Origin of the sequence: Blautia hydrogenotrophica DSM 10507, from assembly GCF_034356035.1 — a bacterium.
In the GTDB taxonomy this organism is placed as follows: domain Bacteria; phylum Bacillota; class Clostridia; order Lachnospirales; family Lachnospiraceae; genus Blautia_A; species Blautia_A hydrogenotrophica.
The window spans coordinates 2,585,704-2,605,024 of the sequence record NZ_CP136423.1 but is presented as its reverse complement, the minus strand read 5'-3'; the positions used below and the strand labels follow the sequence as shown (position 1 = coordinate 2,605,024).

Sequence of the window (19,321 nt, the reverse complement as noted above, 5' to 3'; positions counted from 1 at the left end):
ACACCCCTTATTCTTTTATTGTACCAGCCAAAAGTGTGTTGTTCATAATTTATTTACTCATGGGTTTGACGTGCCGCTGTAATGGGGCGAGCCTCATTACAGCAGTTTGCGCAATTTGTGTGAAAGTGTTTCTCAGGATACCTGTCTGTGGATGATAAGACGGTCTCCCTCTTTTAATACGGTGGCGCCATCCGGGATGAGGTATTCTTCCCCGCGCTGGATCATAATGATCAGGGAAGTGGAATGTCCGGACACATCCGCCAGTGTGGAGTCAGCATGCAGATCGTTTTTTTCAATAAGCTTTTCGGTCAGAAACAGATCCGGAACCTGCTTACATTCCATGGAACACATGACAAGCAGATCTCCATCAAGAAGACGGGTATCTCCCTTTGGAACAAGCTGAGTTTCTCCCCTTTGCAGGTTGACAAGGATCGAGCCGGGCGGAAGTGTCAGCTCCGATACGCATTTATCGCACCATTCATGGTTTTTGGTGATGGCAAATTGAATAAAGTTTATCGGAGTCTCATCCACATAGTCAGTAAATGTTTTAAAAACATTCCCCTCTTTGTCGATCATGTTCAGTTTGTTGGCAATAAGTGGCAGCAGACTTCCCTGCAGAGCGATGGAAAACAGGACGACGACAAAAGCAATGTGGAACAGATCGTTTTCCGTACTGATAGGACTTAATACGGTGATGATGGCAAATACAATGGAGGCGGCTCCCCGCAGGCCGGCAAAGGACACCAGAAGGCTTTTCCGGATACTCCCGCGAAAAGGAGTCAGCAGGAGGAATACAGCGACAGGGCGGGCAATAAATGTCAAAAACAGAGCGATAGCTAAAGCGGGCAACCATACATTCACCATTTCGGATGGGAAAGACAAAAGTCCGAGCAGAAAGAACAGGATTGCCTGGAGGATACTTGTGACGCCGTCAAAAAACGGCACCAGGATAGTCTTTTCTGGAAGAATGCTGTTCCCGAGAATGATTCCGGTAATGTAAACGCTTAAAAAACCGTTTCCATCCAGCGCGGTAGGCATGGCATATCCGAACAGGGCGACCGCGACGATGAAAATGGTTTCAATCCCGGAGCCCTCGAAAGGATGCTTCTGCAACGTCCACCGCACGATCAGCCCGATCGTAAAGCCGAACAACGCGCCGATGACAAGTTGTTTCAGCAGAAGAATACCGGCGTCAGAGAAGGTGACGCTGCTTCCCATAGCGGTCAGAAGGATTATGGTCAGCGTGTAGGCAACGGGATCGTTGGAGCCGCTCTCCACTTCCAGAAGAGGGGCGGTATTTTCTTTCAGCGCAAGATTGCGGGAACGGAGGATAGAGAAGACGGACGCAGCGTCGGTGGAGCTTAAAAGAGCGCCGCAGAGCATTCCCTCCAGTATATCCATGCGCAGAAATAGGTGGCAGAACAGTCCAGTAAGCAGGGCGGTCATGACCGTACCGAGACTGGAGAGTAGAATCGACGCCGCTGCCGCGGGTTTTGCTTCTTTCCAGTTGGTTCCGAAACCGCCGTAAAAAATAATAAAGACGAGAGCGAGCGTACTGATCTGTTCGGAAAATTCATAATTTTCAAAGTGGATCTTAAATATCCCGTCCGAACCAAAGATCATCCCCAGTAAGATAAAGGCCAGGAGGGAGGGAATACCCAAACGGCCGGATACCCGTTTGAGGATGGAGCAGATCAGTAGGACGGCAGATACAAGCAGGAGCAAAGTGGTAAATGAGAACATATAATTTAATTCCTTTCTATCTATAAAATGGAAAGAGTGGAAGGCGTTTTATATGACTGACATCTTATAGATAACGGAGGACATTTGGAAATCAAAAGGATGGCTTGACGTATTGCGGGCCATATTTCCCAATGGATATTGGAGTGTAAACATCTACAAAAAATTATATAGTGAAATAAAAAATATTGTCAAGAAAAAACGCTTACAAATAGGTATTTTTACAGCATATGAACAAAAAGTGGCACATCTGTACCAATTGTTTCAAAAATTAAAAAAATGAGCGCTTTTTATTTACTGCTGGCGGAGGGTTCTGAGACTGGCTGTCATCCAGCGAGGACTGGTAATGATAGATTTCTTTGTAGGACTCGAGCTCGGCCTCATTCTGCGGAAGTGAAGGGATCAGCCCTGTACAGTCCACAGCAGACGTCGTATTGGTGACGTAGTCATAGTCATCGACTATCTGCTTTTGTGATTTCTTTTTCAATATGATTCACCTCGTCTTTGTTTTCTTTTTGTTATTTCCGGGACGAAAATATGTATTCGCTAGTATATCATAGGATAAATACATTCAGAATACATGTAGGAGGTGTTTAAGAATGGGTGATACAGTTACAAGTGTTCAATTAGATTCTTATTTGGACTATTTGAAGAGACAGGAGAGGAGCCTAGCGACAATAAAACAGTATCAGAGAGATATACAGAGCTTTTTGATGTATATAAAGAAACATGGATTTTGCAAAGAGAGTGTAATCCAGTATAAAGAAAAGCTCAGGAAAGAGTATCTTCCGGCAAGCGTAAATGTGAAGCTTGCCGCAATCAACGGTTTTTTAAATTATTCCGGAGCGACAGAGCTGAAGGTGAAGCAGCTTAGAATTCAGAAAAAAACATACTGTGCAAAAGAAAAGGAGCTTTCTAAGAATGAATATCTATGTATGGTGAACACGGCGCGCAGTCTTGGCCAGGAGAAGCTGGCGCTTCTACTTCAGACTATCTGCGGAACAGGCATCCGAGTCTCTGAATTGAGCTTTATCACGGCAGAGGCTGTCTGTAACGGGGAGGCACTGATCCACATGAAGGGTAAGACAAGAACCGTACTGATACCCGGAAAACTGAGAAAAGTTTTAAAAAGGTATATGGGATCACAGAAGATTTCATCAGGCGCTGTGTTTGTGACGCGGACAGGCAGACCGCTAGACCGATCTAATATATGGAAGATGATGAAGCGGCTGTGCGGGAAAGCAGGTGTGGAGACGAAAAAAGTATTTCCCCACAACCTGAGACATTTATTCGCAAGATGCTTTTATGCTGCTGACAAGGACATTGCAAAGCTAGCGGACGTTTTAGGACACAGCAGTATCAATACTACGAGAATTTATATAAAATCATCCGGGGTGGAACATAGGCAGAGAATGGATGCCCTGGGACTTGTTATATGATACCACATAATCAACATTATGTAGTTACTCAAACGCTATTACATACTTTATATTATTATATTATCAAAAGACGCTACGGTCAAGTTCTAAAATATGAAAAAATAATCTATCTAAAACAATCCGATTGAATTCTATTTTTTTGTAAAGAAATAAACAACACCAGAAATAGGCCTTACTGTTTTTTGAAAAACGGAAAGGCCTGGTATTCTGCGCTTTTTTCAGGGCGCAAAACTTTTTTTCTGTTAAATATACGAAGATATACTGTGCAAAGCTTTCGTTACGGCAGAAAGTATTAATTGAAATGTTGCCTGCCGCAGATGCATAATCTCAGTGCCAGAAATAATTTCTCGCAATTCAGAACGTTTGTTTCAACATTATTCTAAAATTTCAGGAAATCGTAATCTACCACATAATGTTGATTATGTGGTTTTTTAACAGTCAATCCGAACACAGCACCATAGGTATGACCGACAGAATAAGGATTATGACGCCAGGATCGTCACTATAGAGCCAATGAAATGTATAGCTGCTGTTAGTATAAAAGAAACAGATTGGGTTGAGAATTACATATGACGGAAAGAGAGATGCACAGACTTAGCCGCAAGGAACTTCTGGAAATGCTTTTGGAGCAGAGAAGAGAGGCCGAGGAACTGAAGGAGTGGTTGGCCAAGAGGTAGCTGGAAAACAGAAGGATATTGATAGATGAAGCTGGTTCTATTGCGGAGGTTGCTCTGAAGCTGAACAGATTTTATGGGGCTGCGCAGCAGGCAGCTATTCAATACCTGGAAAATATCGGGGCATGTGCAGAGGAGTTTGAAGAAGAGGTGGGGCGATGAAAAGAAAAGAGCCATTGGTGATTCCTGAGATTTTTCAGTTGGAGACAGAACTTAAAAGAGAAAAAAAGCGACGGCGTTTTAGAAGAACTATTCGAAATACGGCGTTTATCCTGATTACAGCGGCTGCTGCAGTGCTGATAGCGGTTCTGCTTGTGCCGGTTTTGAGAATTTACGGAAGTTCCATGTCACCAACGCTGAAACCGGGAAACATTGTTATAGCATTAAAGAGTTCGGACTTTGAACAGGGTGACATTATCTCTTTTTACTATAACAACAAAGTCCTTGTAAAGCGGGTTATCGCTTTTACGGGAGACTGGGTGAATGTTGCCGAGGACGGCTATATATACGTTAACAATGAACTGCTGGATGAGCCTTATCTGAAGGAGGGGGCACTTGGGGAATGTGATATCGAAATGCCTTATCAGGTTCCGGAGGGCAGGATTTTTGTTTGCGGCGACAACAGAGGCACTTCTCTGGACAGCCGCAGCAGAGCAGTCGGTTGTGTTTCTGAGGAACAGATTGTGGGAAAAATTGTATTCCGGATCTGGCCATTGACAGAAGTTGGCGCGGTTGAATAGAAGCAGAGAGAAAGTGAAAGGGAGGGAATACCAGGTGAAACGAAACAAACAGGAAAGAGACTTCATAAAAGAATGGAAAAGAAGCTCACTGTGGCATCGAATCATAATCTGTCTGTCTGCTGTTGTGATGTTGGGAACAAGATATATGCTTATTCTTCCGGCAGCGACGATGGAGAGTGGTCAGGCAGCGGGAGCAAATACGGCTGAGTGGGAGAGAGCGCTGCCGCAGAGTCTTTCAGGCGTGTGGGCGGAGGATCTCACAGCTGTGGCAGAGTCCCAGATCGGGTACTCAGAGAGTACGGGAACAGAGGCTGACACTGAGGACGATGGATATACATATTACGGAAACTGGTACGGTGATCCGTGCGGAGAATGGAACGGAATGTTCCTGTCATTCTGCCTGTATTACGCCCAGATACCGGAGAGTGCTGTTCCGCAGGAGGATGCTGCCACGGATTTTAAAGAGGCATTTGAAGAAAAAGGAATATATGAGAATTCAGATAGCTACAGCCCGCAAACGGGAGATATTGCATTTCTTCAGGGTGACCAGGTGGGAGTTGTGACTGACGCTGCATACGGAGCAGTCACTGTCGTTGCAGGAGATGTGGACGGCAGCGTGGCGACATTACAGGTACAACCGGCGGGATACGGAAACCTGAGTAAAGCTGAGAATATTTACAAAGGTACTGACGAAGAGACGAACACTCCTTCCCAAGAGGAGGCAGTTCCATCTGATGATAAAGAGAATACAGATGGAACTGTAGAGCCCTCTTCAGGAGATGAGGCGATACCGTCCGGCGACGCAGAGAATCCCGGAGAGGATAAAGAGCCATCTTCCGGCGGAACGGAGAGCTCTAAGGATAATGTGGACGAGCCTACAAGCGACGGCGCACAGAAAGAGCAGAGCAGTGCGGATGATTCTGTAAAACAGGAAGAGAACAAGTCTGAAGAGAAAGAGACGGGCGATATTGACCTGGAAGAGTACGTTCTTGGACGTAAGATGGGAAAAGAGGAGCCTGTATTTGAGATAAAGCTTGTTGACACGGAGGGAAATGAAGTAGAAAAAGGCGGTGAAAAGTATCAGATATATGAAGGTGAGGGGTATACATTTGATTTCAAGATGTATGCTCCGGGGGGGATTCCGGATGCCGGAAGATATGTGTATACTATGCCTGAAGGAATTACAGCTTCGGCGATAAAAAATGAGAATATAGCGGCAAACGATGGCACAATTATAGGCAGGCTGATTATTGAGGAGGAAGGCAACAAAGTTGTTCTGCAGATGTATGACAACACGAAGATTCGGCTCAAGTTGATTTTCAGTGTTTCAGTCAGCTTCGATAAGAACGAGGATGGAGAACTGGTCAGCCCGGATATAGATATTGTGTCAAAACCGGAGCCGGGGCAGAAAGGCAAAGTGGAGAAATCCGGTAAGATTAATGCTGAAGGCAGAATGGAATGGACTATAAAAGCGACAATTCCCGGATATGAAAATCAGTATGCATCGTGGAGTATTCAGGACCAGGGAAGGTGGATTAAGGATTACTACCCCGATCTCAGCAAAGCGGTGATTATATTAAAAAATGGCAATACTGAAAAAGTTTTGTCGTCTGCGCAGGATGCTGCTGTGGCAGATAAAATGGCATATTATTGGTATGATGAGAAAATGAAATTAGAGCTGTACTTTGTATCAAGAACAGATTCGCATGAGGGGTGCAGCGATAAGGCTGTTGAAGGGATTCCCGAAGGCTGGTGCACAGACTGGTACCTGACGGGAGAGACAACGATAACGATAAAGTATATTGAAGAAAATGAGGAGATGATTTTATCTCCCGGAGATAAAGGTGAAAATAATGTATATTTGAGAAAAGATGAAAAGGATGAGGATAGTAGACGCATTCGCTATGAAATTCCATATATAGTAGAAAAATCGAATATGAGCGGCAGCGGACAGTTTAAAATCATAGTCAATTCGGGAAAAATCGATTTATCAAGACAAGAAAAGCTTGTTGTTACAGATAAGATGAGCGATAACATTTATTACAGAAAAGGCTCCGTTGAGGTTACGGCGACAGCGGCGGACGGCATAGAACAGGTGCTGAATTACGGCAGTGATTATGTGGTGGAAGTGAGTGAGGAGCTTCATGTTGTAAAAATACAGATTTTGCATCCCGGGGCATTCGAATATGTCATTACATATTATGTGACAGCAGAGTCCGGCAGCAAAGGCGGGAACTATGAAAATAAAGTTGCCGTAGAGGCGTTTGGAAAGGAATTTGAAGACAGTTCAGAAGGAACGATTGGAGATACCATATTTGAGTCAATGCAATATATGCTTACGGTTGTCAAAAAGGATACGGATTTCGGCAATCTGGTGCCTGGGGCGACATACGGTATATTTTCATTAAACGGCGAGTTACTCACGGAGGATACCACAGATGAGAAGGGAAGTATAGCCTATAAAGGGGATCCGTCAAATGGATTTTATCTGAGCAGTAACCAGCTCTATTATATTCAGGAGACAAAAGCGCCGGACCATTATCAGCTCAGCGATACAAGATATTGGTTCTATTATGACGATTCCGACGGAGAAGAGGTAGATTGTTTGATTGATACAGCAACCAAATCTGGTCTTTACCGCGAGGGAGATAAAATGCTTAAAGTTATAAATTGCGGTGATACAGAAGGACCTGTTGACGGCGGTACAGATGTAGCAGTACCGATTGAAGTTGAGGATCAGAGGATTCAATATCGGCTTCCGGAAACGGGTTCCACAGGAACAGGTTTGTATACAATTGCAGGGATAGTGTTCGTCTGCGGCGGCGCCTGTGTTTTGTATAGAAAAAATAAAAAATGGAGGGGATAAAAAATGAAGAGAATGAAGAAAATTGTCAGTCTTCTGTTAGTAGTAATTATGACATTTGCCATGAATCTCACAGCATTTGCCCAAAATAATGAGCAAAGCTATACGATTACTATTACTAATGCCAAGGCTGACCACGTCTATGAGGCTTATCAAGTATTTACGGGAGATCTGTCAGAGGATGGAACGACTCTCTCCAATATTGAATGGGGATCAGCGGTAAAAAGCCAAGCAGACGCATTGCTGACAGAACTTAAAGACAAATTAGATGAATATGAAGATTGTGAGAGTGCCGCTGATGTGGCGAAAGTATTGGATCAGTTTTCGGCAAATGCAGAAAAATTTGCAGATATTGCAGAAAAATATCTTACCGATGTGGCTGGGACTTCAGAAGATGAAAATGGTTTATATGTCATATCAGTTTTTGGAGCCGGATATTATCTGGTAAAAGATAAAGATGATAGTGTGGATAAAACAGATGCTTACACAGATTTTATCCTTAAGGTAGTAAGCGATGTAAAGGTTACTCCAAAATCTGACGTGCCGGCTATGGAGAAAAAGGTTCGAGAAGATGACAAATATGCGAAAGACGGTGGTTATGGTGAAGGATACAACGATGTGGCTGACTGGAATATCGGCGACACTGTACCTTACAAACTGATTGGTACAATACCAGATGAAGAGGCAATGGATGCATATGATGAGTATTATTATGCATTTCATGATAATCTTACAGATAAGTTTACATTGATTGGAGATTCAGTAAAGGTTTACATTGCTTCTGATAAAAGCGGAACAGATAAGGCGGAGATAGATGGAAGTTTATGGAATCTGACTCCTACAGAAAACGGGTATACGCTTTCTTTTGACAATTTAAAAGATATTCCTGGAATCGACTCGGATAAATACATTATTGTAGAATATGATGCTACACTTAAGGAGAACGCAGAGGTTGGTCTGCCGGGTAACCCGACTGATGCTTATCTTGAGTTTTCCAATAATCCTAACCCTGGCGGGGAGGATTCCACAGGACAGACTCCAGAAGACAAGGTCATTGTATTTACTTATATGTTAACTGTCACAAAAATTGACGCTGAAGATAAGGCAGGTCTGGAAAATGCGACATTTAAATTGTATCGTGGCGAGGGCGAATATGTCAAAGCTGAGAGCGGAATTGTAACCGGCTGGACAGGTGAGGAAAACGAGGGCACAATCTTTACGTCAGATTCAGAAGGGAGCTTTCATATAACAGGTCTAGATGATGGTACATATTATCTGGAAGAAATACAGGCGCCTGACGGATATAATAAAATTGTTGGTCCAATTCCTGTCCAAATTACTGCAGTTACAGTTAATGGCCAGAACTGGGCAGGTGTTGCGAGCAATGCGTTAAAGGAGATTAGTGTCGACGTGAATAATGAACGGATGACGGGAAATATTGAAGAGGGATTAGTCAGTATAGAAATTCGGAATACTAAAGGCTCCATACTTCCGTCAACAGGCGGCATGGGTACAACTGTATTCTATGTTCTGGGCGCAGCTATCGTTCTAGGTGCGGGCACTGTTCTCGTGCTGAGAAAATGTTTAGGTAAAAAATAATAAACAGCTTACAGGCTAAATAATCATTTGCTGTATAGAGGGATTTTCTTTCCCTTCTATACAGCAGTAAGGAGAATCCAGTATGAGGAAGAAATTGACAACTGTTTTACTGCTTCTTGTAATGTTTACCGGACTTTCCTTACTGCTGTATCCGACAGTCAGTGATTATTGGAATTCATATCATCAATCCAGAGCTATTGCCGCCTACACTGAGGGGGTATCTCAGATGGATGCGGCGGAGTATGGCAGCATGATGGAGGATGCGGAGGCGTATAACAGCAGACTCCTGGAGAAAAAGGAGAACAGGTATCGTCTGACAGAAGCAGAAGAGGAAGAATATAATTCTCTTCTTGATGTGACAGGGACAGGCATTATGGGGTATGTAGAGATACCGAAACTTAAAATGTCCCTTCCAATATATCATGGGACAGAGGATACCGTGTTGCAGATCGCTGTGGGACATCTGGAGGGAAGCTCTCTTCCGGTCGGCGGAAGCGGGACTCACTGTGTTCTGACAGGACACAGGGGGCTGCCCTCGGCAAAGCTTTTCAGCAATCTCGATGAGATGGAAGAGGGGGACACCTTCTCCATCCATGTTCTCGACAGGACACTTACATATCAGGTGGATCAGATACGAATTGTAGAGCCCCGGGAGGTTGAGGATCTGGAGATCGAGGAGGGAAAAGATTACTGTACTCTTCTGACCTGTACGCCCTACGGAATCAACAGTCATAGACTTCTAGTACGGGGGTATCGTATCGCCAATGCTGTATCTGCCCAACGGATTCCGGCCGATGCGGTTCAGATTGATATAGTTATTGTAGTGCTGGCAGTGGCTGTAGTTATCCTTTTAGCAGGGGGGATTCTCTGGTTTCTGGTACGGAGGATATATGAAAGAAAAGGAGGGCGGTAGTGTATGATAAATAGAGTAAAAGTGTTATACAAAAGAGGAGGCATTCTGGCGGCAATTCTTATGTCCTGTATGGTATTTACAACACAGCCGGTCTGTGCCGGGGAAGCGGAGCAGACGGGAGAAATACATCTGAAATATACTCCTGTGCAGGAGGCGCAGTTCTGGGTATACCGCGTGGGCGATATCACCGACAGTTGGGAGTTTGAGCTTACAGGTGAATTTAAGGAGTTCCAGATGGATTTAAATGCTCTTGATACTGAAAGTATGGCAGCGGCAGCGCAGACTCTGGCCTCCTATGTGAAAGCAGACAGAATCGAAGCGGATCATTCAGGGCGTACAGATATGAATGGAGATCTGTATTTCAGCGGTCTTGCAAAGGGCGTGTATCTGATTGACGGAGAAAGTATTATTCATGAAGGCGTTCGATATGATCCGGTACCTGTGCTTGTGACAGTTCCTTCTATGAACGAAGCTGGAGAGTGGGTATATGAGACTGAAGTAGAGACAAAATACGAGACATTTATACCGACCGGCGAGAAGAAGGAGTATAGGATTGTAAAGTACTGGAGCAACGATGGGGACGGCTCAGTCAGACCAAAGGATATTACTGTTGAAATTTTAAAGGACGGAGAGCGGCACAGTGTTCAGACTCTGTCGGAGGAGAACGACTGGTCGTACGTGTGGAAAACAGAGGACGACGGAAGTGTATGGCAGGTTGTAGAGCGGAATATACCGGAAGGGTATACGGTCATGGTCGAGAAAAACCAGACTGCCTTTATGATCTCCAACACATACAGGGAAGAGGGCAAAGAACCTCCGAAGACAGGAGATGGGACGGCTCTGTTATATACCGCTATTCTTCTTTTCCTCAGCGGACTCATACTTATTATCGCGGGACTGACGATTTGGAGAAGGAAGAGAGATGCAAAGCAGGTTCATAAAAGATAAAGATGTAGAAAGTAGAGACAGAAAAGATAACAGAGGATCTGGCTGGGCTTCCGGTCGGATTTTCCTTTATGCAGGAGCTGTTGTTCTTTTGTTGGCCTCTGCTCTGATGTGTAATTCTAAATACCAGGAAAATCAGGCGCATAAGCAGTGCGATGAGATTCTTGAGAGGCTTATTTCTCTTCTTCCCGAGCAGACGAAAGGCTTTGTGCAGGAAGGAAGTACGAATCAGGAGGGGGCATATCTGGAGGTCAAGGAGATTTCGTGCATCGGAATACTCGAGATTCCGCTCATTGAAGAGGCCTGGCCAGTACAATCAGAGTATGAGGACGGAAAATATATGCCTAAGTGCGAATCGGGATCAGCGGAGAGCGGGAACCTTGTCATCAAAGATTCGCTCCGCGGTGGCCTGTTCCGAAGCATATCCGTGCTGAATGAAGGCATGGAGGTGAGATTTACAGATATCTGGGGAGAGGTGTATACATATAATATTGTATCTGTTTCAGAGAAAGCGAACCGTTCCTCAGACGGTGATCTGGTGCTGGTTACGCAGAACAGGTATACGGGCAACGAGAAGAGAATATACCTTGATTCAGTCTGATATAATTGGGACATACTGGTTGTTGACAGTATAAATTCATTGTTAAACTGTGTCTGCAGTTAAAGACTCTCTTTTTACAGATATACGCGCCAGGTGGAAGGAAAATCAACAGGACTCTGGATACCTTATGAGAGACAAAAACGTCATCGTTATCGCGCGCCAGCTGAATACCATCGTCAATGCAGATCAGATCCTGGTTTTACAGGACGGAAACCTATCAGAAAGAGGTACGCACTGTGAACTTTTCAAATGCGGCGGATGGTACGCCCGTGTCATAGCCGAGCAGGCGAAAACGAAAGAATGGAAAATACAGCAAAGCCAAAGCTGATAGCGGCAGAGCAGAGGACAAAAACAGACAGAAGCGCCGGATACAGGAGGAGATGTTTCCTGTGTCCGGCGCTTTTTTTGAATCAACAGCTCCGGTATCCTTATAGTAGCGGAAAAGAGAGAGACACTGATAAACAATAGATAAAAAAAAGATAAATTCCCATAAAATATGTATATAAAAGAGGATAAAATGCAAGGAATTTGCGGTGAATAATATAAAATAAATTGAATAAATATGTAAAAAGAAAGCAGAATATTTGTTCGATTTTACCTATGCAAATATGAAATATTGTGCTATACTGAACCAGTAAATATCAACAAATATCATGCAATATTGGAGAGTATCGCGCAGTCAAAAAGCGTTTTTTAGTGACTTAATTCGTACAATGGTCATATTAGCCTTGTTTTTTGGATTTTATTGTACGAATTTTTGTGAAAATCGGGCTGATAGTAGTCATAGTAAGGAGCGGGTAGCGTGGAAAAAAAAGAAAAATTATTTCATTTAGTATCAGAATATAAGCCCACAGGTGATCAACCGGAGGCGATAAAAAAACTTGTAAAAGGATTCAAGGAAGGTAATCAATGCCAGACTTTACTAGGGGTTACGGGTTCTGGCAAGACATTTACGATGGCAAATGTGATTGAGCAGTTACAAAAGCCGACGTTGATCATTGCACACAATAAGACACTGGCAGCTCAGTTGTACGGAGAATTTAAAGAATTTTTCCCAGATAATTCTGTAGAGTATTTCGTCTCCTACTACGACTACTACCAACCGGAGGCCTACGTCCCTTCCACAGATACGTATATCGCTAAGGATTCCTCCATCAACGATGAGATTGAGAAGCTTCGCCTGTCAGCAACAGCGGCTTTGAGTGAACGCAGGGATGTGATTATTATTTCCAGTGTCTCCTGCATATACGGACTGGGAAGTCCGGATGACTATCAGAACATGGTCATCTCTCTCAGACCGGGAATGACAAAAGATCGGGATGAGGTGATTCGCCAGCTGATCGACATACAGTACACGCGCAATGAGATGGATTTTCAGAGAGGAACATTCCGAGTCCGGGGAGACGTGTTGGAGATCTTTCCTGCGGATTACTCGGAATCTGCGATCCGCGTGGAGTTTTTCGGGGATGAGGTGGACCGAATCTCAGAAGTGGATGTCCTAACGGGGGAGATTAAGTGCGAGCTAAATCACATCGCAGTTTTTCCAGCGTCCCACTATGTAGTTCCCATGGAACAGATTCTCAAGGCGGCTGACGAAATTGAGAAAGAGCTGGCACAGAGAGTTTCCTATTTTAAAGGAGAGGACAAACTCTTAGAGGCACAGAGAATTTCAGAGAGAACGAATTTCGACGTGGAGATGATGAAGGAGACAGGTTTTTGCTCGGGGATTGAGAACTATTCGAGGCATTTGTCGGGATTGGCACCAGGAGAACCGCCCTATACTCTGGTAGATTATTTTGGAGATGACTTTCTGATCATTATCGACGAGTCCCATAAGACGGTGCCGCAGATTCGTGGCATGTATGCGGGAGACCAGTCCAGAAAACAGACATTGGTGGATTATGGATTCCGGCTGCCTTCAGCGAAAGACAACCGGCCATTGAATTTTCAGGAGTTCGAGAGCAAGATTGACCAGATTCTGTTTGTATCTGCGACTCCTGGGGAATATGAGGAGGAGCATGAGCTTTTAAGAGCAGAGCAGATCATAAGACCAACGGGACTTTTAGACCCCAAGGTGGAAGTGCGTCCGGTGGAGGGGCAGATTGACGACCTGGTGAGTGAGGTGAACAAGGAAGTGGAGAAACATCATAAAGTTTTGATTACCACGCTGACCAAGAGAATGGCGGAGGACCTCACTGATTACATGAGAGATCTGGGAATACGGGTGAAATACCTTCACTCCGATATCGACACTCTAGAGCGGACTCAGATTATCCGGGATATGCGCCTGGATGTCTTTGACGTGCTGGTGGGAATCAATTTGCTGAGGGAAGGACTAGATATCCCGGAGATCACCCTAGTGGCGATTCTGGATGCGGACAAGGAGGGCTTTCTTAGATCAGAAACTTCTTTGATTCAGACGATAGGCCGTGCAGCCCGTAATAGCGAAGGACGGGTGCTGATGTACGCGGATGTGATGACGGATTCTATGCGGATGGCTATTGACGAGACAGAGCGGCGCCGTGCGCTGCAGGAGGCGTACAATCAAGAACATGGAATTACGCCTAAGACGATTCAGAAATCAGTGAGAGATCTGATCAGCATCTCTAAGGCGGTAGCTCAGACGGAGAGTCAGTTGGAGAAAGATCCGGAGTCCATGAGTAAAAAAGAGCTGGAAAAACTGATTCAGAAAGTGGAGAAGCAGATGAAGGTAGCGGCGGCGGACTTGAACTTTGAACAGGCGGCACAGCTTCGTGATAAGATGATTGAGTTGAAAAAAAATCTAGCAGAATTGGAAAAAGTTGAGTTGTAAAAACAAAATTGCAGATGCAGCGTGCTAGAATGTATCCATCAGAACAAGGGAGGTTATAAAAATGGCTAGAGAGAAAAGTTATTGGATGGGAATGATTGGTCTGCTTTTTGTGTTGGCACTCATTCTGTGCGGACCGCAAAAGGTGGAAGCTGCGAAAATCGGACTAAACGCGAAGCGGGCAACTGTCTATGTAGATCAGACGGTGACATTAAAAATGGAAGGGACAAAGAAGAAGGTTTCCTATTCTAGTGAAGATACCAGTGTAGCGACAGTATCTAAAAAAGGCACAGTCTACGGAAAAAAGCCTGGAAAGACTACAGTGACGGCAAAAGTGGGAAATCAAGAATATTCCTGTAAGGTCACGGTAGTAAAGGTGACGGAGAAGACTTACAATTATTGGATTTCCAAGATGGCCCAGGAAGGAGAACAGGCGGGGATCACGGAAGACCTGAATGATTACGAATGGAGCTGGAGAGAGACAGAGGTAGGGCAGACCTGTTCCATGATGCCTCTGTATACGGAAGAAGGAATTCGGTATATTGCTGCGGATTTAAACGGAGATGGAACTTTGGACTGGATGCTGTTTGATGGCAGTTATATCTATGTATTTACAGTGCATGATAACAAAGTTAAAACGGCCGCAGTGATTCGGGGCGCCGTGGACTTTGATATGCCGCCTGAGGTTTCGTATCAGGAATCCACCGGTACTTTTACCGTGAGTCAGATGTTGGAGGCCAGAACCAGCGGCATGATGGTTTTAAAGTTGAAAGACGGAGTTTGTGAGCAGGTGACGACTCTGCATGATTCAGTGGGCCAGATGGAAGCTGACGGCTCAGTGCCCCACTATTATTTTAAAAACGGCAAACAGACGACAGAGCAAGAGTATATGGCAGACAACCAGAAATACTGTCAGGGTGGAGAGGCTTTCATCTGGGGACCGTGAACGTGAACAAAGGTGTGAGAGCGCCGCGTACAAAAGGTACGCGGCATTTTTTTGTTGACTGCTGTCTGTGTCGCATATCTGTGGTACAATGGGAACAGAATGCGGGGGGGGGGAAATGAAAGCATATTGTACTTTTATTTCCAAAGGGCGGAGGATATGTGTCGATCAATACAGAACGGAATAAAACTACAGAAAATGTGATATATTGTGGAAAAACGATGAAGGCAGTGTGGCGGCAATGCTGATTACAGAGCGAGGAGTGGGAAAAGCTGCGCATGTGACAGCGGAGGCTGTGGATGAAAGAGGAAATCCGACAGCAGGGATTTCGGTTAAAGTGGAATTCCCCAAATTTGTCAGTACCTACACGGGTAGTAACTGGATATCTGAGTCGAGTCCGTTTTATCCTTCGAAACCGCCGGCTGGCAGCCGCAGTTTCAGTGCTGATGTGATTTGGGGTGCTGATATAGAAGAAGATTTCATGGTTGGGACAGAAGAGATATTGCTATAACCATTCTGGATTGCTGTCTCAGTGTTTGAAAAGGTTATTCCAGGGAATTATGTGGGAGAGATTAAGGTGATTCTTGGCGATGGGAAGAAGTAAGGCTTGTTCTGCACATCCGGGTTCTTAATCTGAAGCTGGATAAGAGGGATGATTATTACTTGGATTTATGGCAGTATCCGTATGCCAGTGCTGGATATTACGGTCTTCCGCCCTTTTTACCGGAACATGTGGCGATTGTGGTAAACCTTATGAAACTATACAGAAAGGCTGGTGAAAAGAAGGGAACTGCCTCCATTGTCAAAGAACCCTGGTATCATCAGACCTGGTGCGACTATTCTTCTATGATAAAATGGAAAAGACAAGAGAATAAATGGAGTTTTGATTACACGGATTTTGACAAGTAGGTCAATTTTTTACTGACCAAGATCGGAGTTTCTTATATCGAGTGCTTTTCGATTGTACCGTGGGAAAATATTTTACGTTTTAGGGAGGAGGGCATTGAGAGGGTGTGCAAAGCAGCTCCTGGCACGAAAATATGGGAAGAAATATGGAGCATTTTTTAAAGAATTACGTGAGCCATCTGGAAGACAAAGGGTGGTTTGACCGGGTAATCCTCGCCATGGATGAGAGAAGTGAGGAGGAAATGGAAGCGGCGCTAAACTTGATTGAAAGTATATGGGATAAAGAAGGAAAAGCCTTGAAGACAGGAGGTTATGTTGGAAACTTCTATCCACAGTTACGGGAACGTCTCTTCGTGGTAACGCCTCATATTTCTAATATCTGTGATAAGCCGATTCCGTTCTCTCTTTTTCGGACTGTGGCAGGCGAACGGAGAAGTCAAGGAAAACTTACAGATCTGTATGGTATGATTGCGGACTGCCCTGGGATTTTTTCTATGAGTGACCCGGGCGAGGTGGCATGGACGATCTGGTATGTTGCATTTTATGGAACGAATGGTTCCGTAAAATGGGCTTATGACGCTTGGTGTGAAAAGCCTTTGGAGGATAATGCGCATCCCTATTTTGAGGTAGGAGATATGCTTCTTATTTATCCGGGAATGTAGACAGAAACAAGATGCTCTCCGAGATTTTTTATGATGTCTGAGGCTATTCGTGATATTAAAAAAGTACGCCAAATAAGGCGAAAATACCCGGAATTAGAGGAAAAAATCTACAATTTGATAAAAAGCGTCCATTCGTACTATGGACTAGGAAGAAGTAATGAAATCGGCACGGCGGGGGGAGAAGCGCAGACGAGGAGAGAAGGTCAGCTCTTGAAGAAGAGGTTAAGAGGCTGCACCGTTAGACAGCAAAACTGTCTGTTCAATGAGAGCTTTTAAAGGACGAAGGGAAAACAGACTATTGAGGGAGGAAAAACAGATTGGACAGAAAACAATTTATGGAGCAGATCGGGCTTCCAGAAAAAGCTCGTTCCTGTGTTTTAAAATACATGATGCCGGAATATGCGTACCAGAACTGGAGGAATATTTTTTATAAGAATGAGACAAGATTTTTCCAGGAGATAGAGAAAAGCAGGGAAAAAGAGTTTATGCTTTTGTATCTATATCTTCGGTTTGCAGAAGATTTATATCCGGCCTATAAAGGCGCAGGAATCCCAGATTGCGTTTACTATGATACATTTTCAGATCTTACAGTCTGGTCGGCGCATTGCTTCAAGAAAAAGTGTATCATTGGTCTTACAGAGGAGAAGTGGCTGAAACTTCATCTAAAAATGAAATTGTTTCGTTTGGGGCGCCTTCAATTTGAAAAAGACACAGCAGAAAAATCCATTCACATTCATATTCCAGAGGGAGGAACTCTCTCCCCCAAAGCCTGCGGTGAGTCCATTCAGCAGGCAAGGGGATTTTTTGGTGATAGCTATAAGCTGTTTGACTGTGAATCGTGGCTGTTATCTCCTGTACTGTTGGAATTGTTAAACGCAGAAAGCAATATTATCCGATTTCAGAAAAGGTTTCGGGTGCTTAGGGTGAATAAAAAAGTACGCCAGGCTGAGGAAAGGGTTTTTGGCGAAATTCGTGTCGATAAGCAGTTGTATCCGGAGAACACGGCACTTCAAAAGTCTCTGAAACGCTGTCTGCTAAATGGTAGGAATCCAGGTGTCGGATACGGAATTTTAATTTGAATTTTGTCGCCAGAATATCCCATGGCAGAGGTAAAGCAAGGTACTGCACGGCAATATCGTTATAAAAGCGTAACAGTTCAGCCAGCGCCATTTGTAAAACTGCACTACGTGCTTATCGTGACTGACGCCACTGTTTTACTCAGGAAAGGTACTCAGCTCATATAGATGTCTGCTTACAAAAATATACATGTATGTTTTATGTTCCCGTACACTGTATGACGGAACTGTTATACAAAAACTGTAATTTTTTTGGGGAATCTATTGACAAACGATAGTCGTAGTGCTATCTTAATCATAGATGTTAGCACTCCTTATAGTTGAGTGCTAATAAAAGTAAGACAGGAGGGACGGATTCTTGGATGAGAGATTGAGTGAGCGTAAACGGAAAATACTGCATGCAATCATTCAGAACTATCTGGAGAGCGGAGAGCCGGTGGGCTCGAGAACGATTTCCAAATACACGGATTTGAATCTAAGTTCCGCGACAATCCGTAACGAAATGTCTGATCTGGAAGAATTAGGCTACATTGTGCAGCCCCACACTTCCGCAGGCCGGATTCCTTCTGACAAGGGATATCGTCTGTATGTGGATGAACTGATGCGAGAGAAAGAAGATGAGATTTCAGAAATCCGTGAGCTGATGATAGAGCGAACGGATAAGATGGAGAAAGTGTTAAAGCAGGTGGTCAAGGTTTTGGCTTCCAATACTAATTATGCAACTTTGATCTCAGCTCCGCAGTGTACCAGCAATCGCCTGAAATTCATTCAGCTTTCCAGGGTCAGTGATTTGCAACTTTTGGCGGTGGTCGTAGCGGAAGGAAATCTGATTCGAAATAAGATCATCGAATTGGAAGAGAGAATGGACGATGAGACCATTTTGAAGCTGAATTTACTGCTAAATACAAATTTGAATGGCTTGCAGATTGCAGAGATCAATCTGGGACTGATTGCCAGGCTAAAGGAGCAGGCGGGAATTCATAGCGGTGTGGTTGCCACCGTGCTGGATGAAGTGGCCATGACCATACAACTGGAGGAGGAACCAGAGATCTACACTTCAGGGGCGACGAATATTTTTAAGTATCCTGAGCTGAGTGACAGTACCCGCGCCAGTGAGCTGATTTCAGCGTTTGAGGAAAAACAGCAGTTGGTGGAGCTTGTAAAAGATACCATGGGTACGGATGAAAATACAGGAATTCAGGTCTACATCGGTAATGAGACGCCGATTCAGACAATGAAAGATTGCAGTGTGGTGACTGCCACTTATCAGTTGGGAAATGGTCTTCAAGGCACGATTGGGATTATCGGACCCAAACGTATGGATTACGAAAATGTGGTAGATAGTTTGAAAACACTGAAAACCCAGTTGGACAATATATTCAAGAAAAAAACCTAGAAAGGCAGGAGTAAA

Annotated in this window: 18 protein-coding genes; 16 read left to right on the top strand and 2 right to left on the bottom strand. The window is 44.3% G+C overall.

The genetic code is table 11. From position 1 onward, the window contains the following. Positions 1 to 132: 132 nt before the first annotated feature. Both BLHYD_RS12445 and BLHYD_RS12440 read right to left on the bottom strand, forming a co-directional pair. On the bottom strand, positions 133 to 1,743 hold the full coding sequence (locus BLHYD_RS12445; RefSeq protein WP_005950638.1) for a potassium/proton antiporter: 1,611 nt from the start codon (positions 1,741 to 1,743) through the stop codon (positions 133 to 135). A 268-nt stretch (positions 1,744 to 2,011) separates the two neighbouring features. Further along, on the bottom strand, positions 2,012 to 2,227 hold the full coding sequence (locus BLHYD_RS12440) for a hypothetical protein (RefSeq protein WP_021845536.1): 216 nt from the start codon (positions 2,225 to 2,227) through the stop codon (positions 2,012 to 2,014). A 112-nt stretch (positions 2,228 to 2,339) separates the two neighbouring features. Between BLHYD_RS12440 and BLHYD_RS12435 the strand changes: the two genes are divergently transcribed. The 16 genes from BLHYD_RS12435 (at position 2,340) to hrcA (ending at position 19,306) form a co-directional block, all read left to right on the top strand. Continuing rightward, positions 2,340 to 3,179: a tyrosine-type recombinase/integrase gene (locus BLHYD_RS12435; protein WP_005950640.1), complete on the top strand. Its 840-nt coding sequence runs from the start codon at positions 2,340 to 2,342 to the stop codon at positions 3,177 to 3,179. 695 nt (positions 3,180 to 3,874) lie between these two features. After that, the gene (locus tag BLHYD_RS12430) at positions 3,875 to 4,015 is read left to right on the top strand and encodes a hypothetical protein (protein WP_005950641.1); all 141 of its coding nucleotides are present in this window, start codon (positions 3,875 to 3,877) and stop codon (positions 4,013 to 4,015) included. Further along, a complete protein-coding gene (gene lepB, locus BLHYD_RS12425; protein WP_005950642.1) occupies positions 4,012 to 4,593 on the top strand; it encodes a signal peptidase I in 582 nt (193 codons plus the stop codon). The genes BLHYD_RS12430 and lepB overlap by 4 nt, the downstream gene beginning before the upstream one ends. Before the next feature lie 34 nt (positions 4,594 to 4,627). Continuing rightward, a complete protein-coding gene (locus tag BLHYD_RS12420; protein WP_155799578.1) occupies positions 4,628 to 7,459 on the top strand; it encodes a SpaA isopeptide-forming pilin-related protein in 2,832 nt (943 codons plus the stop codon). Between the two features lie 3 nt (positions 7,460 to 7,462). Beyond that, the gene (locus BLHYD_RS12415; RefSeq protein WP_005950644.1) at positions 7,463 to 9,055 is read left to right on the top strand and encodes a SpaH/EbpB family LPXTG-anchored major pilin; all 1,593 of its coding nucleotides are present in this window, start codon (positions 7,463 to 7,465) and stop codon (positions 9,053 to 9,055) included. An 82-nt stretch (positions 9,056 to 9,137) separates the two neighbouring features. Further along, positions 9,138 to 9,968, top strand: coding sequence for a class C sortase (locus BLHYD_RS12410; RefSeq protein WP_021845542.1), 831 nt, complete (start codon positions 9,138 to 9,140; stop codon positions 9,966 to 9,968). Positions 9,969 to 9,971: 3 nt separating this feature from the next. Then, positions 9,972 to 10,916, top strand: coding sequence for a Cna B-type domain-containing protein (locus BLHYD_RS12405; RefSeq protein WP_005950671.1), 945 nt, complete (start codon positions 9,972 to 9,974; stop codon positions 10,914 to 10,916). Continuing rightward, positions 10,891 to 11,514, top strand: coding sequence for a sortase family protein (locus tag BLHYD_RS12400; protein WP_260784672.1), 624 nt, complete (start codon positions 10,891 to 10,893; stop codon positions 11,512 to 11,514). Before BLHYD_RS12405 ends, BLHYD_RS12400 begins: the two co-directional genes overlap by 26 nt. Before the next feature lie 127 nt (positions 11,515 to 11,641). Then, a complete protein-coding gene (locus BLHYD_RS12395; RefSeq protein ID WP_040350761.1) occupies positions 11,642 to 11,842 on the top strand; it encodes a hypothetical protein in 201 nt (66 codons plus the stop codon). A 474-nt stretch (positions 11,843 to 12,316) separates the two neighbouring features. Beyond that, on the top strand, positions 12,317 to 14,326 hold the full coding sequence (gene uvrB / locus BLHYD_RS12390) for an excinuclease ABC subunit UvrB (RefSeq protein WP_005950679.1): 2,010 nt from the start codon (positions 12,317 to 12,319) through the stop codon (positions 14,324 to 14,326). 61 nt (positions 14,327 to 14,387) lie between these two features. Continuing rightward, a complete protein-coding gene (locus BLHYD_RS12385; protein ID WP_005950681.1) occupies positions 14,388 to 15,269 on the top strand; it encodes an Ig-like domain-containing protein in 882 nt (293 codons plus the stop codon). A gap of 205 nt (positions 15,270 to 15,474) precedes the next feature. After that, positions 15,475 to 15,777: a hypothetical protein gene (locus BLHYD_RS12380; RefSeq protein WP_005950683.1), complete on the top strand. Its 303-nt coding sequence runs from the start codon at positions 15,475 to 15,477 to the stop codon at positions 15,775 to 15,777. 152 nt (positions 15,778 to 15,929) lie between these two features. Beyond that, positions 15,930 to 16,175, top strand: coding sequence for a glycoside hydrolase domain-containing protein (locus tag BLHYD_RS12375; RefSeq protein ID WP_005950685.1), 246 nt, complete (start codon positions 15,930 to 15,932; stop codon positions 16,173 to 16,175). Between the two features lie 143 nt (positions 16,176 to 16,318). After that, positions 16,319 to 16,834, top strand: coding sequence for a glycoside hydrolase domain-containing protein (locus BLHYD_RS12370; RefSeq protein ID WP_196795181.1), 516 nt, complete (start codon positions 16,319 to 16,321; stop codon positions 16,832 to 16,834). A 317-nt stretch (positions 16,835 to 17,151) separates the two neighbouring features. Next, positions 17,152 to 17,913, top strand: coding sequence for an acyltransferase domain-containing protein (locus tag BLHYD_RS12365; RefSeq protein WP_021845547.1), 762 nt, complete (start codon positions 17,152 to 17,154; stop codon positions 17,911 to 17,913). Positions 17,914 to 18,268: 355 nt separating this feature from the next. Beyond that, a complete protein-coding gene (gene hrcA, locus BLHYD_RS12360; RefSeq protein ID WP_005950695.1) occupies positions 18,269 to 19,306 on the top strand; it encodes a heat-inducible transcriptional repressor HrcA in 1,038 nt (345 codons plus the stop codon). The last annotated feature ends 15 nt before the right edge of the window (positions 19,307 to 19,321 follow it).